Genomic DNA, 16,816 nt, shown 5'->3' with positions numbered 1-16,816 from the left:
AAATTAAGAATAATAAATATAAACGAATTAAAACTAAAACAAACTAAAAGGGCTGAAATCAAAATGTAAAGATTTTGGAGTGTTTAACTTAAAAGGTTTTAGCTCTTTTTTAGGAGCAACAATTAAAGCATAACCACCTTTATTATATCTATCCCAAATACTAAAAAATTGACTTTTGAACTTATATATTCTCCATGACTTGGATCAAGTACTTGTAAATAATTACCTTTATGATTGATAATTATAACAAAATGTGGAAAGCGTGGATCATCTTCAATTTTTACAAGCATTGGAATATTTACAAGTTTATCCAAGTTTTCTCTATTGATTTGATATGAATTGCTTTGAAAGCCTAGTTTTTTAACTGCATCGTTTAAATCTGCAAAGCTTACCATATCCGTATAAAGTTCTTGTCCGCTCATAATCTTTAAAAGTTCAAGTTCATCAAACTTTTTTTGATCATCAAGTATATTAAGTAAAGTTGCTAAAGATGAAGCACCACAAGATTGCTCATAAGTTTGTCTTATTACTCTTTCGTTTTTAATTTCTTGATAAGACTTAACTACCCATTCGGCTTTTGTACTCAAAGCAAGAATGGGTAAAAATAATAAAATTTTTAGAATTTTTTCCATAAGCTTATCCCAAATATGCTATCAGGAGAAGCAGAGCTTCCTCCAAAACTAGCATTAACAGAAACTGCGGTATCTGAATTAATGCTATAAGTAGAACCTAAACTTAAAGTTGGAATAGAACGCACTTCAGAATTTTGATAGCCATTGATTTTTTGTTTCATTTGAAACCTTTGCTCTGCTCCTAAATCTAAAGTAATTTTAGGACTTAGAATAATAGATAAATCCCCGCCCACATAAATACTATTTCCATACTCTATTTTAAGGGTTTTAAATTTTCTTGATTGATTATAACCAAATCCTGTATAAATACTATAAACCACAGGATCGCTATATCCCCTTAAACTAGCTTGTAAGCTTTGTGATTTCAGATAAAAGTTTTTGGTTTGATTGATTGCTTTTTCTCTTTGAACAACTGCAGTTTGAAAGGTAATTTGTGGAATTAAATCTGCAATGCTATCGCCTGTATAAATAAAACCTAGCCATAAACTATCAAAACCTATTCTGTTTTTACTAGAATACTCATTTGTAAAAAAGTTTGTATATTCTTGTCTTGCATAACTTCCGCCCCCTGAAATAAGTATGTCAAACTTAGGTGTTAGGGTATAAATGAAAGTTTGAGTTAAAAACACCTGCTTTGTATCATTCCAAATTGTAGGATCTCCGCCTATTGTTATATTAGGATAAAGAGAATACGAGTTTGCGTTTCCTGTGCTAAGTAAAGAAAAGCTTGTAATACTTCTTAAGCCTATTTGCTTTTTAAATAAACCATCTATACTTAGTTCATCGCTAGCAAAAACACAATTAACTAAAACCATAAATGTTAAGAAAATTTTTTTCATTGTCAATCCTTACATTTTAAATAATCAGCTCAAGTTAATTTTAAAATTTAATCCTTGATATTGAAAAGTTTATTATTCTAAATAAAGTATTTTAAAATCTTTAAATATTTTTACTTGCTTAATATAATTTAAGATAAAAATGAAAATTTATTACAAAAGCAAACAAACCGAGAATAAAATTTTAAGTATTTAAAGAAAATTCACTTAACTTTCAAAGCAAGATTAAACTTTTGCTAGAATAAGTCGATAGTAGTTTTAAAGAACTTACAAAAAGAATTTATGAAAGGATTTTCAATGAAAAAGATTTTTGCTTTATTAGCTTTAACTTCTTTACTGACTAGTTCTGTTTTGCTGAGGATTTTTTAGCTAAACTCACAAAAGGTGCCTTAAGCGATACAAGCCCGGGTGTCAAAGAACTCAGCCTTGAAGAGATGAAAGAAGTGAAGGGTGGGTATATAACCTATTTAAAACGACTTAGTGATAATGAAGTTATAGCCTTTGCCAAACCTGATTGGAATTTGGAATTAACTTTATTTCAAGATAGTAACGGAGATCAATATTATTGGAATAGAGAAGGACTTGTTCGATTTGGTGGAATGTGCGGTATAGAAACTACAAATTGTTTGGTTAATGGTAAGCATTCCTATATCAATCAAAAAAGACTTTGGGAAACTATGAGTATAGTGGGCGATGACCCTTATCGTAACTTTCTTGGATATACTGTGAAAAGAAATATTGGTATTTCTAATTTAGGGAAAAGATTTGTGTATTTTTCTTATGGAGTGGCTGTAATCAACGAACAATCAGGTTCTTGGTATAGAGTAAAATCAAGTCCTGTCTTTGAATAATTACAGAGTAGTTAAGGAAATCAGTTCAAACTATAAAGACTTTTTAGAAAGATATCTTGGTGGGTATTCTATCAAGTAAAGAGGAAAAACTAATGATAAATAGTCTAAACTCAAATTTAAACTATGATTATAACACTTCAAATTTTAAACAAGATAAAAATATTGATTTTAAAATCAACAAACACGGAGTAGCCGTTATAACAGGAGAAGGTGCTTTGCCTTATCGTGGAAAAAAATTTGAGTATAATCCTAAAATATTCGGACTTGATGAAAGTATTAGCAAAAAAGATATGCAAGAATTTAACAACTTTATGAAGTCAAATGCTTTAAAAGACCCCAATAAAATAGAAAAATCCCCTTTAAAAGATTTTAATCCTGCTTATACAAAATGGGACCCAACTACGGAGAAAATGATGTTAGGTTTTTTTGTTTCTTATTCTAAGATGTTTCATTTGGGCTACGACATCATCAAAAAAGCCGATGAATTTTATAAAGAATTTGACGCACTTATAAGTAAAGATTTAAGCTTAAATGAGTTTAAAACTAAATACATAGATTTTAAGCAAAGATACGATGAATTTGTGAAAGAATACGAAATGGCTATGGGTGATAAAATGTTGCTTTCTAGTGATGATGAAATTATCACTCAACAAAGTGAAAAACCCTTCAAAGCCATTCAAGGCGAAAGTAAAAACAAAGAAACTTACAAAGATGATAGCACAAGAAACGAACTTGTAAAAAAACTATTAGAAGGTAAATTTAGCACTAGTAAAGAATTAGAACTTCTTTTTGGTATGAAATTTAGTGATGATGATGCAGGAGAATTTAATAAAATCCTTTCTTTAAATTCTACACCAAAAAGTATAGATATTAAAGCTTAAGGATTTAAAAGTCTTTAAATTCCTAATCTTAATAAAATAAACCTATTAAAACTTATATAATAAAGAACTTATTATAAATTTTTAGCTAGAATGGAATTTATTTTAACTAAAGGTTGAAAAATGAATGAAAAAATAAGCCAAGATTTAGAAAAATTTGCTAACATACCAAACCTAAAAAATGCCGTAACTTTTTTTGGTTCAGCAAGACTTAAAGAAGATAATTTTTATTATCAGCAGGCTAAAATTTTGGCACAAAAATGTGCTCAAAATGGTTTTTGTGTGATAAGTGGTGGAGGTGGTGGTATTATGCGTGCAGCCAACGAAGGTGCTTTTTCACAAAAAAATAATACAAATTCAATGAGTTCTGTAGGGTTTAATATATTTTTACCTCACGAGCAAAAACTTAATGATTTTGTAGAATATAATATTACTTTTGAGAGCTTAGCCATACGCAAAATGGCTCTTATTGAAAAGAGTCTAGCTTTTGTGATCTTCCCAGGCGGCTTTGGAACACTTGATGAATTGTGTGAAATTCTTACATTAAAACAATTAGAATTTAAAAAAGATGTTCCTATTATTTTGTTTGGGAGTGAATTTTGGCGAGGTTTTGATGAGTTCGTCAGAAATTCTTTACTCAAATTTGAAGTGATTTCTAAAGGAGATGAGTTAAAGTATAAAATCACTGACGACTTGGATTTTATAATTAATACTTTAAAGGAAATTTAATGAAAATTCTAGTCGCTATGAGCGGTGGAGTTGATAGTACAGTCACTGCTTATAAACTTAAAAATTTAGGTCATGAAGTTATAGGTTGTTATATGAAACTTCATGGCAAACCAAATTATCACGAAGAAAATATCAAAAAAGTAGAAAAAGTTGCAAACTTTTTGCAAATTCCTTATCATATTTTAGACTTACAAGAAGATTTTAAAAACAAAGTTTACATGCCTTTTGTGGATACTTATAAAGAGGGTAAAACACCAAATCCTTGTGCTTTATGTAACCGTTTTATCAAACTTGGAAAACTTTTAGAATTTGCTAAAAGTTTAGGTTGTGAAAAACTTGCCACAGGGCATTATGCAAGACTTGAAAACAACTTAATAAAAACCGCAGTAGATGAAAGCAAGGATCAAAGCTATTTTTTGGCCAGTGCAGATAAAGAAGCTTTAAAATATCTTATTTTTCCGCTAGGCGAAATGAAAAAAGAAGATGTGAAAAAATTTGCTTCCACTATAGAGGTTTTAAAATCTTTTGCCACCCAAAAGGAAAGTTCTGAAATTTGCTTTGTTGAAGATACTTATGTGCAAGTTTTAGATCAGTTTATGGATACAAAAATTCCTGGAGAAGTATTAGATAGTAGCGGAAAAGTAGTAGGCAAACATGAGGGCTATATGCACTATACCATAGGCAAAAGAAGAGGCTTTGAAGTGCGTGGAGCGCATGAGCCGCATTTTGTTTTAAAAATCAATCCTAAGCAAAACCAAATCATCGTAGGAACCAAAGAAGAACTTAAAATCAGTGAATTTAACCTAAAAAATATCAATCTTTTTATAGACGCTAAAGAGCTTGATTGCGAAGTAAAAATCCGCTATCGTTCAAAATCCACACCTTGCAAGGTAGAAATTTATGAAGATAAAAGTGCAAAAATCATCCTAAAAGATCCTGTTTATGGGCTTGCTAGCGGACAAATGGCAGTCTTTTATGATCATGATAAAGTCATAGCAAGTGGTTTTATAGAATAATTTCTAGGAATTAATTCCTAGAAATTATTAATAAAATCCTAAAATTTTCCACTAAACAAGCCCAACAGCTATCATCACTACTATATCAACTATGGAAATCACAAAACCTGTACTCCACCATTTTTTAAGAGTTACACAGCCTGTTCCAAAAATAACAGGAGCTGTTCCTATTGCATAGTGAGTTAATGCCATCATAACATTACCTGAAGCTATCATAATAAAAGCATAAAAAAGTGGTGGTGCTCCTAAGGCAAGCTGCACTATAAAAAACAAAAAACATTGCTGATATATGAGCTGTAATGGAAGCAAAGAAATAGTGTGTATATAAAAAAGCAAGGCTTAAAAATATCATAATAGAAATTTCCCCAAGTCCCATAGCAGAAGCAAATTCACCTTAAGCTTCAGCTAAAAACTGTGTAACGCCAAGTTTGCCAAGTAAAGTTGCCATCATTACAAGAGCTGAAAACCATACTAAAGTATTCCAAGCAGCTTTTTCGGCCAAAACTTCCCCAAAAGTTAAAACTCCACTAATCAACACCAAAGACAACCCAAGCAAAGCCACACTAGTCGCATCAAGAGAAATTCCAAAAAAACAAGCCCAAAGCTCCAGCCCATAAAAGTAAAAGCGAGACAAAAACACTGAGCATGATTTTTTCACTATTTTTCATTTTTACAAGTTCTTTTAATTTATCTTTAGCAAAAGTAGAAGCATTAGGCGTGGATTTAATTTCTAGTGGAGAGAGAAAATAAAGCACCAAAGGATTTGGAGCTGTAGCTGTAATAAACATAGCTGATGAAATAGGATTGGCTCTTGATAATTTACCAAAGAAAGATAAGTGCCTATTTTATTTTGTGTTCCATCTTCAGGAGTGGATTTAAAACTTCTTGCAATAACTTGAACTATAGGATTTATGATAGCCCCTGCTCTTGCAGTATTTGAAGGAGTAACTGGAGCTAAAATAGTTTCACAAAAAGCTATAGAATAAGCAATACCTAAGGTTTTTTTACCAAGAATACTGATAAAATGATAAGCCAAATGCTCTCCAAGTCCTGTTTTAATAACTCCACGAGCCACAATAATAGAATAACTATAAGCTAAATAAGAGAATTTGAAAAACCACTTAAAGCGTCTTTTATACCCGTTTTAGATTTTAAATTTGATATAGCAGTATTTACCTTTTCATCTTATACTCTTTTGATATAAAAAATCAAGTACTGAAGTATTTAAAGGAAATTTTAGTCTCATCAATAAGTTGTTGCGTAGAAGTTTTCGAAGTAGCTTTGGTGTAAATTTTACTTAGATTTTCAATTGGGTAGTGGTAATGCCACTAAGAGCTACTATGGCAATAGCTATCATACAAACAGCCCCCAAAGGCATTACTTGTAAAATCACTGCCATAATCACAGCAATAAAAAGCCCAAGAAAATGCCAAGAATTATCTTCCAAACCTACAAGGAGTAGGTATAGGCCAAAACACAGTTGCAATTAAAATACACAGCACCAACAAGGGAATTTTCTTTCTATCCATTGTTTATCCTTTGATATTGGTAATGTAATTTACAATGCTTAAATTCTAGTTAACTAATATTTTAATAAATCTTAAAATTATAATTTTTAAATAAATTTTTAATTTATAAAAAAGCTAGCCTAATTGAAAAATGGGAATTTTAAAATGAATAAAACCCTTCCCCAGATAACTGCGGCACACACTAAAATCAAGTGCTCTGCTGTGTTCCCACCCTGAAGCGGTGCTTAAAAATAGCATTGCACAGGTCTAAGAAAAGGCTTAAAAATTATATCATAATATACTTAAAAAGCCTTGAGTTGTTAAGATTCAATATATAAATTTGCAATCAATCCATTGTTTTTATAAGAATTTTAAAAATTCATTTGTCAAATTATTATTTTATTTTCAAAAAATACGATATAAAAATAATTATTACATCCAAAAAGGAAAAATATGGAAGTTAAATGGAGTAGAGATTTTAGCATTAAAAATATGCAATTAGACAAACAACACGAACTAATTTTTGAAATTACTAATCTTGCAAATGATTTAGCTCTAAACATTCAAGATAATAATACACAACACAAAAATGATTTAAAACAAATTCTTGTAAAGCTATTTCAATACATCAAAATTCATTTTAAAGATGAAGAAAAATTTATGGAAAGCATTGATTTTCCTTTGATTGAAGAACATAAAAAATCTCATCAAATATTAGTAGAAAAAACTAAAGAGCTTTTAGAGCATTCAGATAATATTGTAAAAATGTCTCAAGAACTTTCCATATTAACCAAAGATTGGATTTTAGATCATTTTGCTAATGAAGATTTATGGATAGCTAATTTTACAAAAAAAGCCCTACACCTTCAAGAAATCCATTATACCTTAGAACAATACATAAAACTAAAATCAATCAAACAAGACCTAAGAGCTGAAAAAACCTATGATTATATTTGCAATTGTTCTTTGCGTATCCATGCAGTTCCACAGACTATACATCAAGAGCTTGTTAGCAAAGAAAATACCTTAAAGTGCGAAAAATGTGGGCAAATTTTAGTTCATTTGGATTATTTTGATTTGAATCAAAATTTCGAAAAATTCAATGCTATTTTTGAAGATGCACTACAAAATCACCATTTCACGACTCAAAAAAATGATATGGGGGGGGGGGATAGATGAATTTTCAAGTAAAAACCTTAGAAACTTTCAATCCTTTTGAAAGTTTAAATCACGAACAAGCAAACACAGAACAAATTCTTGATTTTAGAGTTATAGATTTTAAACTTCTGTGTTCTAGTGTAAAACCAGCGAAAACAAAAACTTATGAAAGAAAGGATTTTGACTTATTTTATGCAGATGATTTTTTTGTAAAAAACTACAATACCATAGTGCAAAAATTTCTTATAGAAATTTATCCAAAAAAACAAAGTTTTCCTTTTACAGTCAAACTTATATCCAACTCCAACCTAACCCATCTAAAAGCCAGTATCAACCTTACAGAAAATTTTAAATATTACCCTAATTTAAAATTTGATATTTTGCAAAATATCTACAAAATAATGATCAAACAAAAATTTTTAATCTTAAGACTTGATAAAAATTTATTTGACAAGATTGATGATTTTATCTTATCAATACAAAAAAGTCCATCTATTAAAGAAATAGAGCTTGAAATTGCCAAAGGTGTAGATAAGATTGAACATAAAAGTGATGAAATTATTTATCATAGAGATGTTAACGAAGAATGTTTTGACGAAAATATTAACTATGATGAAGGAAACTACTGTAAACCTATTGAAAAAAATGAGCTACTTTTTGAATACATTTATAGAATTCTTGGAAAAGAAGGACGAAATTTAAGAGGAGAAATCCTTCATTTAAATCCAATAGCCTTTCTTGATAATCCTTTTATCATAAAAGATGAAAGCATTTACACAGAAGAATTAGAAGATAGAATTAAATATTTTAGCGCCAATTATGGATTTTTAAATAAAGACCACTCAGGATATAGCGTTATAAACAATTTAAAATTATCACAAATAGGGCTTAAAACAACCGGTTCAATCAAAACAAATATCGATGAAAATATAAACTTAGAAATCACTAATTTTGATATAAGTGATGATGCTATTAAATCAGGTATTGTAAATGTTCAAGCTTCAAATATAAAAGTAAATGGGAATGTTGGAGCAACAAAACTTTATGGAAAAAATATCAGTATCAAAGGCTTAACTCATGCAAAAAGCGAAATTTTTGCACAAGATATTTTTATTACAACACACAAAGGAACTTTGCAAGCTGACACTGTATATATAAAAAATTTAGAAAATGGGACAATTATAGCTAAAAATGTATTTGTTGAAAACTGCATGGGTGGAAAAATAGAAGCAGAAAATATTTATATTTGCAATTTACTAACGGATAATACTTTATATCCAAGAAAAAATCTAATCATAACAAACAATATAAAATTTAAAAACAATATCGTAGTTTCACCACTAGTTTCTATTGAAAACAACTCAGATACAGAATGCGAAAATCTTAAAAATCTAAGCCTTAAAATAAAAAGTAAGCTTGATGACACCATAAGCAAAATGCAAAATTACTATGATTATCTAATCAAAAATCAAATCAAAATCATCAAACTTCAAAAGACTAAAAATCCTAACGCCATAGAAATGAAATTTTCAAATCTTTATCACGATATCATAAAAAAATACAATCATCTTAGCATTTCGTATAAAAAATTTATAAAATTAAAATATCAAATTGATGCGAAATTAAATTTCTTAAATGAAATGGTTTACAATGTAAAAATATACATAAAAGCCGAAAATATCGGAGAGGATAATTTTTTAAAATTTTATCCTAACACAAACACCAACCTTGAACTAAAACATCATATAAATTTAAAAGACTATGAAAAGGTTTTATATCTTGAAAAAGGACAGCAAGTAAGTTATATTAAATCAAGCCATAATTATAGCGAAAGCGACATAGAAGAAATTAAAATTATTTTTGAAAAATTAGAAAAAGATAATTCCTAAGAATTATCTTTTCATATTAATGGCTTTTTGTATCATCTGATCACTTGTAGTGATACTTTTTGAGCTTGCATCAAAGGCTTTTTGAGTTACGATAAGGTTTGAAAGCTCTGCGCTTAAATCAACATTTGATTGTTCTAAGAATCCGCCTTTAAATTTAGCTGTATTAACAACTTGACCATCTTTCATAATAAAACTTGCATCACCGCTATTTGCCGTTGCTGCAAAAATATTATCTCCCATAGCAACTAATCCTTGCTCATTGATAAAATTATATAAAGCAAGCTTTCCAACTATGGCATTTTTACCATTGCTAAATTGCGCAACAATACTTCCATCATCGGATATATTATATTGTTCAAAAAACCCTTCAGCTACACCATCTTGTTGTGTAACTACATTTTTTTCGACGCCTTGTTTAATATAAATCCCACTATAACCCGAACCAGGCTTGTTAGCATCATAAGGAGAACCTAAATCAATATTAATTGTTCCACCATTTGGATTTGCAATGCTTGTAATATTGTTTTGAAGCAAAGCACCATTTTTATCAAAAACCATATTTCCTTCAGTCGGATTGCCTACGGCATTGCCATTAGAATCATAAATTTGTGCAATAGCTTTATATTGTATATTATCGCCTTCTTGCGGTAAAACTCTTTCAAGTGTAACCCTTAAAGTGCTTTTACTTCCATCTGCATTATAAATAGGGGATTCTAAAATATCTTTATTGGCTTTTTGTTGCTCTGTTGAAATTTGAGCTGTATCAAGCTTGATGCTATTTTCATCCAATCCTTTTAAATCAAGCTCGTTACTTTTAAAATTTAGATTTTCATCTAAAGTCGCTTCAAAGCTTGTTTTTACGCCATTATCATCAGTGAAATTTAAAATAATCCTATCACCCGCTTTAGCACTAAACACATCTTCTTTGCTAACACTACCACTAACTACATATTTTCCATCTTCAGTTTTTGTAATGTTAAATTTACTAGGATCAAGATCTACTTTAACTACTTCTGTTGTTGTGTTAGTATTTAAACTTCCACTCCATTTTACATTTTGAGTTACTTGAGGAGGTAAATACATATTCACAGGTACTTTAATAGCCCCTTGAGAAGCGGTTGTGCCTATACTGAAAGAATTATTTGAATTTACAGTAAAACCATTATTTACCGGAGTTCCTGTGTTAAGATAATCCCCCATAAGCCCAGCAACTCTATCGCTATAGTTAATACCAGTAAAAGCAGGATTCATTGTTCCTAAAACAAAATTTCCATAAGAATCTACCAAATATCCATTGGCATCTCTTCTAAATGATCCATTTCTAGTATAGTAAGCATTGCCATCAGCCCCTAAAACCCCAAAAAATCCTTTTCCTTGCAAAGCCACATCAAATTCGCCATCACTTGCAACAGGAGAACCCTGTTCGAAAACAACTTGAGAAGATGCTGCACCGCTACCATAACCACCTTGAGCAGGGTTGGTTGATTGGGTTGTTATGGTAGTATAAAAAATATCTTTAAATTGAGCATCAGAGTATTTAAAGCCCGTGGTATTGACATTTGCTATGTTATTAGCAGTGATATCAATACCAAAGCTATTGCTTTTTACTCCAGAAATCCCATTATAAAATGAATTCATCATGGCTTATGCCTTTTCCTCTTTGTCGCCATCTTCTGTAGATCCAGACCCAGAAGAATCTCCATCGCTTGAACCACCACTTGAGTCTCCACTTGAACCGCTTCCTCCAGTAGATGAAGATGAACCAAGCTTATAATCTGTTATTTCTTGTATTGCATCAAAAGGAACTTCTTGTCCAGCCATTTTTGCATAGGCAACACCATCTTTAAAAACAACACCTTCGATAGGATAAGTTCCGTAATTTGCAGTGATTTTTTCACCATTTTTATTATTATAAACCATTTTAACAGTGTACTCACCATCACCTGCATAAACCCCATCGTTATTTCTTCCTGGCCACTCCATAGTAAATAAACCTTGAGAAATAGATTTAGCATCGCTTTTTTCACTGAAAACAAGTTTATTATTGCTATCATAAATTTCTAGCGTAACACCGTTTTCATCAGAATCTTCAGGCAAATACATTTTAAGAGCGATAAGCTCATCTGCACCTGTAAGTTTGATTTTATTATCTGAAACAGTTGCCATTTTACCAATAGCCCCTAAAGCTGAAGTACTCATACTTGTACTAAAAGAATCAGAAAGCTTTTGCATAGTTTCAACCATTTTTTGCATAGTTGTATTGGTATTTTGCTGCATTTCAAGTGCACTAAGCTGTGAAGTTTGAGTAAGCATTTTATCGCTATCCATAGGATCTGTTGGATCTTGATGTTGAAGCTCTATCAAAAGAAGTTTTAAAAACGCATCCTTATCTAAGGTAGCATTTGGATTGCTCACTATTCCTGAGCTACTGCTTGAATCTGTTCTAGTTGTTCCACTAGTACTTCCTGAAGAAGTAGTACCTGAAGTTGTAGCAGTGGTATTTAAATTCCAATCCGATGATGATATCATTATAAACTCCTTTTTATTTAGTTTTTTATTATTTAAGCAATAAGTGTTCCAATTTAAAAATACTTCGCTAAAACAAGCTCTAGATTGACTTTTTCACTTTCATTTTTTCCATCTAAAGCATCTTTAAAACCATATCCACTACGATTTTTTCCTTGATTTTGATTTTGCTCTCTTTTACCTTGATCACTAAAATTCATTTCAAGTCCAGTAAATCCCATATTTACAAGAGAATTTTTAAACTCGGCTTGATTTTGGATAAACAAATTCATTGCATTGGCATTGGAGTTGAAATTGATATGAAGGTTATTACCTCTTTGTATCAAAGTTACCTCCACTTCTCCAAGATTATTAGGATTTAGAGTGATACTAAGTTTAGTAATAGGCGCTTTGTATTGATCCACAGCCTCTTTTAAATCTTGTGAAAAATACTGCAAAGTTTCTTTAGGAGTGATATTGCGAGCATTGTTTTGTGTTACTTTATTTAAATCTTTGACTAAAGAATTTAACTCATCTAAGCTATTTTTATCTACATTTTCACTGTGCGTTTTTGTTTGCTCTTGAGTAAAAGTTTCTTTATTAGTAGTATTATTATTAAAATTTGCATTATTCTCTTTGTTTTGAACTACTTGAGTTTTATTTAAATTTTCAAAATTTAATTTTTGATCAAAGAAATTTTGTTTTATATCTTTATTTTCTTTGTTGTTGTTTTTAGGCTCTTTATTTAGATTAAAATCTTTTTGTGTTAAATTTGAAACTAATTTCTGAGTATCTTTAACAATTTCTTTATTTAAATTTTTATCAAGATTTAAATTTTGATCATTGTTCTTTAAATTTTTATTTTGATCTTGTATATTTTCTTGATTTAAATTGTTTTTTTCTTGATTTTTATTTAACTCTTTATTAAAATCTTTGTTTAAGTCTTTGCTTTCTTTATTTAAATTATCTTGGTTTTTTTTATCTTTTATATTTAACTCTTCTGTTAAATTTTTTGCAAACTCATCATTTTTGATATTTTTTAAAGTATTTTTAGCATCTGTGGTATCTTCTTCTATTTTTGATTTAACTTTATCGTTTTTTTCGCGTTTGCTTTCTTTGGATGAAAGTATGGAATCTAAATTTTTTAAAGTTTGAGAAAGCAAAGAACCGCTATCTTTAGAATTTGTTTTTTGCATAGAATGAGTGCTTGTAGTATGAGTTGTATTTTCTAAATTGTGATTTAAATTTTTACTCACATTGGAAATTTTATTATTGATGATTTCTTTAAAAACATTATCCACAGCACCCTTAAAAAAATCAGCCTTATCTAAATTTGGAAAAGTTGCTTTAAGATCAAGAAGACGATCTACTTTAATATTTTTTACATTTAAGCCCAGATCTTTAGCTATGTCCAAAAGCTCACTAAGATTTGATGCACCTTTTAAAGCATTAAAATTAGCCTCTGTTTTAATAAGACTTGAAAGTTGAGTAGAAAGATTTGCTAGTTTAACATCTGCTGTATCTGTTTTTAGCTTATCTAACAAAGAAAGAATTTGCATAAAAGAAGCAGATTCGAAAATGCTTATCTTATCGCTCTCATCAAAAGCTCCTTTTTGAAGTCTGCTCATCGCTTCATTAACAACTTCTTTTTGACTGATCTTCATATGATCAGGTAAAAATTCATTGGTTTCATTGATAGAATTAAGCAAAGAATTTAAAAAACTTTCCGTATCATCTTGAGTTGAATTTTTACTATCACTACTTTCATGTTCTTTATTTTTACTAGTTTTACTAAAAGAACTGCTAGTAGTAGAAGTTTTACTCGGCGTAAGATTTAAAACATCATTTTGCGGAGCTAAATTTGACATCACTTTTCCTTCAAAAAATTATTTTAAAAATTTATCTACCATTACATTAGGAAATTTTTCTTTCAAATAAGAATCTTCATATACTTTAATCATCTTATCTTCATTTAAAGCAGTTAAGATATTTAAAAGCTCTTCTAAATTTTTAGCATTTAAAATTTTCTCTAAATTTTCTTCATTTTCTAAAATTTCTGTAAGCTCACTTGAAATTCTTGCCATTTTTTCGTTTTCATCTGATCTAAAAGTTTCTAAAAGCTCTAAAACTTGAAGCAAAACTTCATTTTTTCTTTCAGCTAAATCACTTTTAAATTCAACAAAAATCTCTTCATTTAATGGTTTTGACATTTTAACTTCCTTTTTAAAATTTTAATTTCATAAGTTTTTAAAGCAAGAAGTGTTCCAAGTTTTGATACTTTGTAGTTTAAGTTAAATTTTTGTATAATTTAAGCTTTTAAAAATTTAGCTTTGGAGAAGAAAATTTGGAAAACATTAGAAATATAGCAGTTATAGCTCACGTTGACCATGGTAAAACCACTATGGTAGATGAATTGTTAAAACAATCAGGCACCTTTAGCGAAAGAGAACAAATTTCGGAACGCGTTATGGATAGCAACGATATAGAAAAAGAACGCGGTATTACCATACTTTCAAAAAACACAGCGATCAATTACAAAGGTACAAAAATCAACATCATAGATACTCCAGGGCATGCTGATTTTGGCGGAGAAGTAGAACGTGTTTTAAAAATGATTGATGGAGTTTTGCTTTTAGTAGATGCTCAAGAAGGCGTTATGCCACAAACTAAATTCGTGGTTAAAAAAGCTTTATCTTTAGGGCTTAAACCTATAGTTGTAATCAACAAAATAGACAAACCAGCTGCTGATCCTGAAAGAGTGATCAATGAAATTTTTGATCTTTTTGTAGCCCTAGATGCAAACGATGAGCAACTTGACTTTGCTATAGTTTATGCTGCAGCAAAAAATGGTTATGCTAAGCTTGATCTAAACGATGAAAGTGATAATATGGAGCCACTTTTTAAAACCATACTTGAACGCGTTCCAGCTCCAAGTGGTAGTGATGAAAATCCTTTGCAGCTTCAAGTTTTCACTTTGGGGTATGATAATTTCGTAGGTAAAATAGGCATTGCTAGAATTTTCAATGGGGTTGTGAAGAAAAACCAAAGCGTAATGCTTGCAAAAGCTGATGGTACCAAGGTAAATGGTAGAATTTCAAAACTCATTGGCTTTATGGGCTTAGAAAAAATGGACATCGAAGAAGCAGGAAGTGGAGATATCGTAGCTATAGCAGGTTTTGAAGCTTTAGATGTGGGTGATAGCGTTGTAGATCCAAACAATCCTATGCCACTTGATCCTTTACACATTGAAGAGCCGACTTTAAGCATAGTATTTTCTGTAAATGATGGACCATTAGCAGGAACTGAAGGAAAACATGTAACTTCAAATAAAATCGCTGAACGTTTAGAAGCTGAAATGAAAACTAATATTGCTATGAAATACGAAAGCACAGGCGAAGGTAAATTTAAAGTAAGCGGTAGGGGCGAACTTCAAATCACTATTTTAGCTGAAAATATGCGTCGTGAAGGTTTTGAGTTTTGCATGGGAAGACCTGAAGTTATCGTAAAAGTTGAAGATGGAGTTAAAACAGAACCTTTTGAACATTTAGTTATCGATGTGCCTGAAGAATTTAGCGGTGCGGTAATAGAAAAACTTGGCAAAAGAAAAGCTGAAATGAAAACCATGGCGCCAACAGGCGATGGACAAACAAGACTTGAGTTTGAAATTCCAGCACGCGGACTTATAGGTTTTAGAAGTCAGTTTTTAACTGATACCAAAGGCGAAGGCGTGATGAATCATAGCTTTTTAGAATTCCGTCCTTTTAGCGGTGCGGTTGAAAAGCGTAATAATGGAGCGTTAATTTCTATGGAAAATGGCGTGGCTTTAGGGTATTCTTTGTTTAACCTTCAAGAGCGTGGAGTACTTTTCATAGAGCCTCAAACTAAAGTTTATACCGGTATGATTATAGGTGAGCACTCTCGTCCAAATGATTTAGATGTTAATCCTATCAAAGGAAAGAATCTTACCAATGTAAGAGCAAGTGGAAGCGATGATGCAATCAAACTTGTGCCACCTAGAAAATTAAGTCTTGAAAGAGCTTTAGAGTGGATAGAAGAAGATGAACTTGTAGAAGTTACACCTGTAAATGTGCGTGTTCGCAAACGCTATCTTGACCCAACTCAAAGAAAAAGAATGGAAAAAGCAAAATCTTAATGGATTTAAAAAGCTTAGAAAATAATAGACTTTATATACTTAAACGCTTAGGAATCTTAAAATTCCTAAGCATTATCGAAGCCTTACTTGTAGGTTTTTTAGCCTTTGTTTTTATAAGAGATGCCTTAATCGCAGTAATTTTAGCTGTTTTTGTAGGTGTTTTTTTCTTTCGTTTTACAGCCAAAAAACTAAAACTCGCACAAAAAGAATTACAAATTAATGCTTTAAATTTATTTTTACGTCGTTTTGGGGCAAAATTTAAAAAGCAAAGTTTAAGCCAAAAAGACTTTTTAAAATTAGGACTTACAAAGGATTTGAAAGAATTTAAAAGTCAAAACTGCTTTGAATTTAAGGATTTTAAAATTTATGATATTCAGTTTTTGGACGAAAATAAACGCTTTTTTTGCGGAATTTTGCTCGAAATTTTAAGTGCAAACAAAAATCCTAGCTTTGAAAATGAAGAGCAAATTTATATCAAACTTCAAGATAAAAATTTCACTTTAAATCATGTTTTTTCTAAAGAAAATCATTATCTTATTGCTACTTTAAGCAATCCTTTCTTTATAGATATAAAAAAAGATTTAGAAAGCAATTTCAAAGATTTAGAAGAAAATCTAAATTCTATAAAAAATAAATTATTTAAATAATTAATATAAAGTTA

General features: G+C 30.2%; 17 protein-coding genes, 1 other RNA gene and 2 pseudogenes. 8 read left to right on the top strand and 12 right to left on the bottom strand.

Annotated elements, in window-relative coordinates:
• Positions 1-33: 33 nt before the first annotated feature.
• Both FBF11_RS00305 and FBF11_RS00300 read right to left on the bottom strand, forming a co-directional pair.
• Positions 34-632, bottom strand: a pseudogene (locus FBF11_RS00305) (C39 family peptidase).
• A complete protein-coding gene (locus FBF11_RS00300; protein ID WP_057042238.1) occupies positions 617-1,471 on the bottom strand; it encodes a hypothetical protein in 855 nt (284 codons plus the stop codon). The pseudogene FBF11_RS00305 and the gene FBF11_RS00300 overlap by 16 nt, the downstream one beginning before the upstream one ends.
• Before the next feature lie 279 nt (positions 1,472-1,750).
• On the opposite strand from FBF11_RS00300, the pseudogene FBF11_RS00295 reads away from it, so the two are divergent.
• The 4 genes and pseudogenes from FBF11_RS00295 to mnmA all read left to right on the top strand — a co-directional run bounded on the left by FBF11_RS00295 (position 1,751) and on the right by mnmA (position 4,942).
• Positions 1,751-2,398: pseudogene (locus FBF11_RS00295) on the top strand (hypothetical protein).
• Between the two features lie 13 nt (positions 2,399-2,411).
• Positions 2,412-3,200 (top strand): hypothetical protein, encoded by a 789-nt coding sequence (locus FBF11_RS00290; RefSeq protein WP_002864361.1) that lies wholly within the window; start codon positions 2,412-2,414, stop codon positions 3,198-3,200.
• 120 nt (positions 3,201-3,320) lie between these two features.
• Positions 3,321-3,926: a TIGR00730 family Rossman fold protein gene (locus tag FBF11_RS00285; protein ID WP_057042237.1), complete on the top strand. Its 606-nt coding sequence runs from the start codon at positions 3,321-3,323 to the stop codon at positions 3,924-3,926.
• A complete protein-coding gene (mnmA, locus tag FBF11_RS00280) occupies positions 3,926-4,942 on the top strand; it encodes a tRNA 2-thiouridine(34) synthase MnmA (RefSeq protein WP_002851977.1) in 1,017 nt (338 codons plus the stop codon). Before FBF11_RS00285 ends, mnmA begins: the two co-directional genes overlap by 1 nt.
• 51 nt (positions 4,943-4,993) lie before the next feature.
• Here the strand turns inward: mnmA and FBF11_RS08565 are convergent, their stop codons facing one another.
• The 6 genes from FBF11_RS08565 to ffs form a co-directional block, all read right to left on the bottom strand.
• Positions 4,994-5,215 (bottom strand): anion permease, encoded by a 222-nt coding sequence (locus tag FBF11_RS08565; RefSeq protein WP_002887116.1) that lies wholly within the window; start codon positions 5,213-5,215, stop codon positions 4,994-4,996.
• Positions 5,216-5,336: 121 nt separating this feature from the next.
• Entirely contained in the window at positions 5,337-5,600 is a 264-nt protein-coding gene (locus FBF11_RS08560; protein WP_002868357.1) for an anion permease, read from the bottom strand.
• Positions 5,515-5,730, bottom strand: a complete 216-nt coding sequence (locus FBF11_RS08555; protein ID WP_002868356.1) for an anion permease — start codon at positions 5,728-5,730, stop codon at positions 5,515-5,517. Before FBF11_RS08555 ends, FBF11_RS08560 begins: the two co-directional genes overlap by 86 nt.
• Positions 5,673-6,017: an anion permease gene (locus tag FBF11_RS00260; RefSeq protein WP_002868355.1), complete on the bottom strand. Its 345-nt coding sequence runs from the start codon at positions 6,015-6,017 to the stop codon at positions 5,673-5,675. Before FBF11_RS00260 ends, FBF11_RS08555 begins: the two co-directional genes overlap by 58 nt.
• Before the next feature lie 222 nt (positions 6,018-6,239).
• Positions 6,240-6,389 carry an anion permease gene (locus FBF11_RS00255; RefSeq protein ID WP_002868354.1) on the bottom strand — a complete coding sequence of 50 codons (150 nt, stop codon included), beginning with the start codon at positions 6,387-6,389 and terminating at the stop codon, positions 6,240-6,242.
• A gap of 237 nt (positions 6,390-6,626) precedes the next feature.
• Positions 6,627-6,724, bottom strand: an RNA gene (gene ffs / locus FBF11_RS00250) — signal recognition particle sRNA small type.
• A 179-nt stretch (positions 6,725-6,903) separates the two neighbouring features.
• Between ffs and FBF11_RS00245 the strand changes: the two genes are divergently transcribed.
• Entirely contained in the window at positions 6,904-7,629 is a 726-nt protein-coding gene (locus FBF11_RS00245) for a bacteriohemerythrin (RefSeq protein WP_100625361.1), read from the top strand.
• The gene (locus tag FBF11_RS00240) at positions 7,626-9,497 is read left to right on the top strand and encodes a flagellar assembly protein A (RefSeq protein ID WP_057097015.1); all 1,872 of its coding nucleotides are present in this window, start codon (positions 7,626-7,628) and stop codon (positions 9,495-9,497) included. The genes FBF11_RS00245 and FBF11_RS00240 overlap by 4 nt, the downstream gene beginning before the upstream one ends.
• Positions 9,498-9,500: 3 nt before the next feature.
• Here FBF11_RS00240 and FBF11_RS00235 read toward each other — a convergent pair whose 3' ends face one another.
• From FBF11_RS00235 to FBF11_RS00220, 4 genes are read right to left on the bottom strand one after another with little or no spacing between them, the layout of a single operon-like run.
• A complete protein-coding gene (locus tag FBF11_RS00235) occupies positions 9,501-11,138 on the bottom strand; it encodes a flagellar hook protein FlgE (protein ID WP_002805291.1) in 1,638 nt (545 codons plus the stop codon).
• Positions 11,139-11,141: 3 nt separating this feature from the next.
• Positions 11,142-12,026 carry a flagellar basal body rod modification protein gene (locus tag FBF11_RS00230; protein WP_002805290.1) on the bottom strand — a complete coding sequence of 295 codons (885 nt, stop codon included), beginning with the start codon at positions 12,024-12,026 and terminating at the stop codon, positions 11,142-11,144.
• Between the two features lie 53 nt (positions 12,027-12,079).
• Entirely contained in the window at positions 12,080-13,873 is a 1,794-nt protein-coding gene (locus FBF11_RS00225; RefSeq protein ID WP_079264564.1) for a flagellar hook-length control protein FliK, read from the bottom strand.
• A 15-nt stretch (positions 13,874-13,888) separates the two neighbouring features.
• Positions 13,889-14,212 (bottom strand): hypothetical protein, encoded by a 324-nt coding sequence (locus tag FBF11_RS00220; protein WP_002782892.1) that lies wholly within the window; start codon positions 14,210-14,212, stop codon positions 13,889-13,891.
• 134 nt (positions 14,213-14,346) lie between these two features.
• On the opposite strand from FBF11_RS00220, the gene typA reads away from it, so the two are divergent.
• On the top strand, positions 14,347-16,155 hold the full coding sequence (gene typA, locus FBF11_RS00215; RefSeq protein ID WP_002859745.1) for a translational GTPase TypA: 1,809 nt from the start codon (positions 14,347-14,349) through the stop codon (positions 16,153-16,155).
• Positions 16,155-16,802: a hypothetical protein gene (locus FBF11_RS00210; RefSeq protein WP_002866317.1), complete on the top strand. Its 648-nt coding sequence runs from the start codon at positions 16,155-16,157 to the stop codon at positions 16,800-16,802. The genes typA and FBF11_RS00210 overlap by 1 nt, the downstream gene beginning before the upstream one ends.
• The last annotated feature ends 14 nt before the right edge of the window (positions 16,803-16,816 follow it).

Source organism: Campylobacter sp. CFSAN093224 (genome assembly GCF_012897395.1).
In the GTDB taxonomy this organism is placed as follows: Bacteria; Campylobacterota; Campylobacteria; order Campylobacterales; family Campylobacteraceae; genus Campylobacter_D; species Campylobacter_D jejuni.
This window is presented reverse-complemented; position numbering and strand designations above follow the sequence as displayed.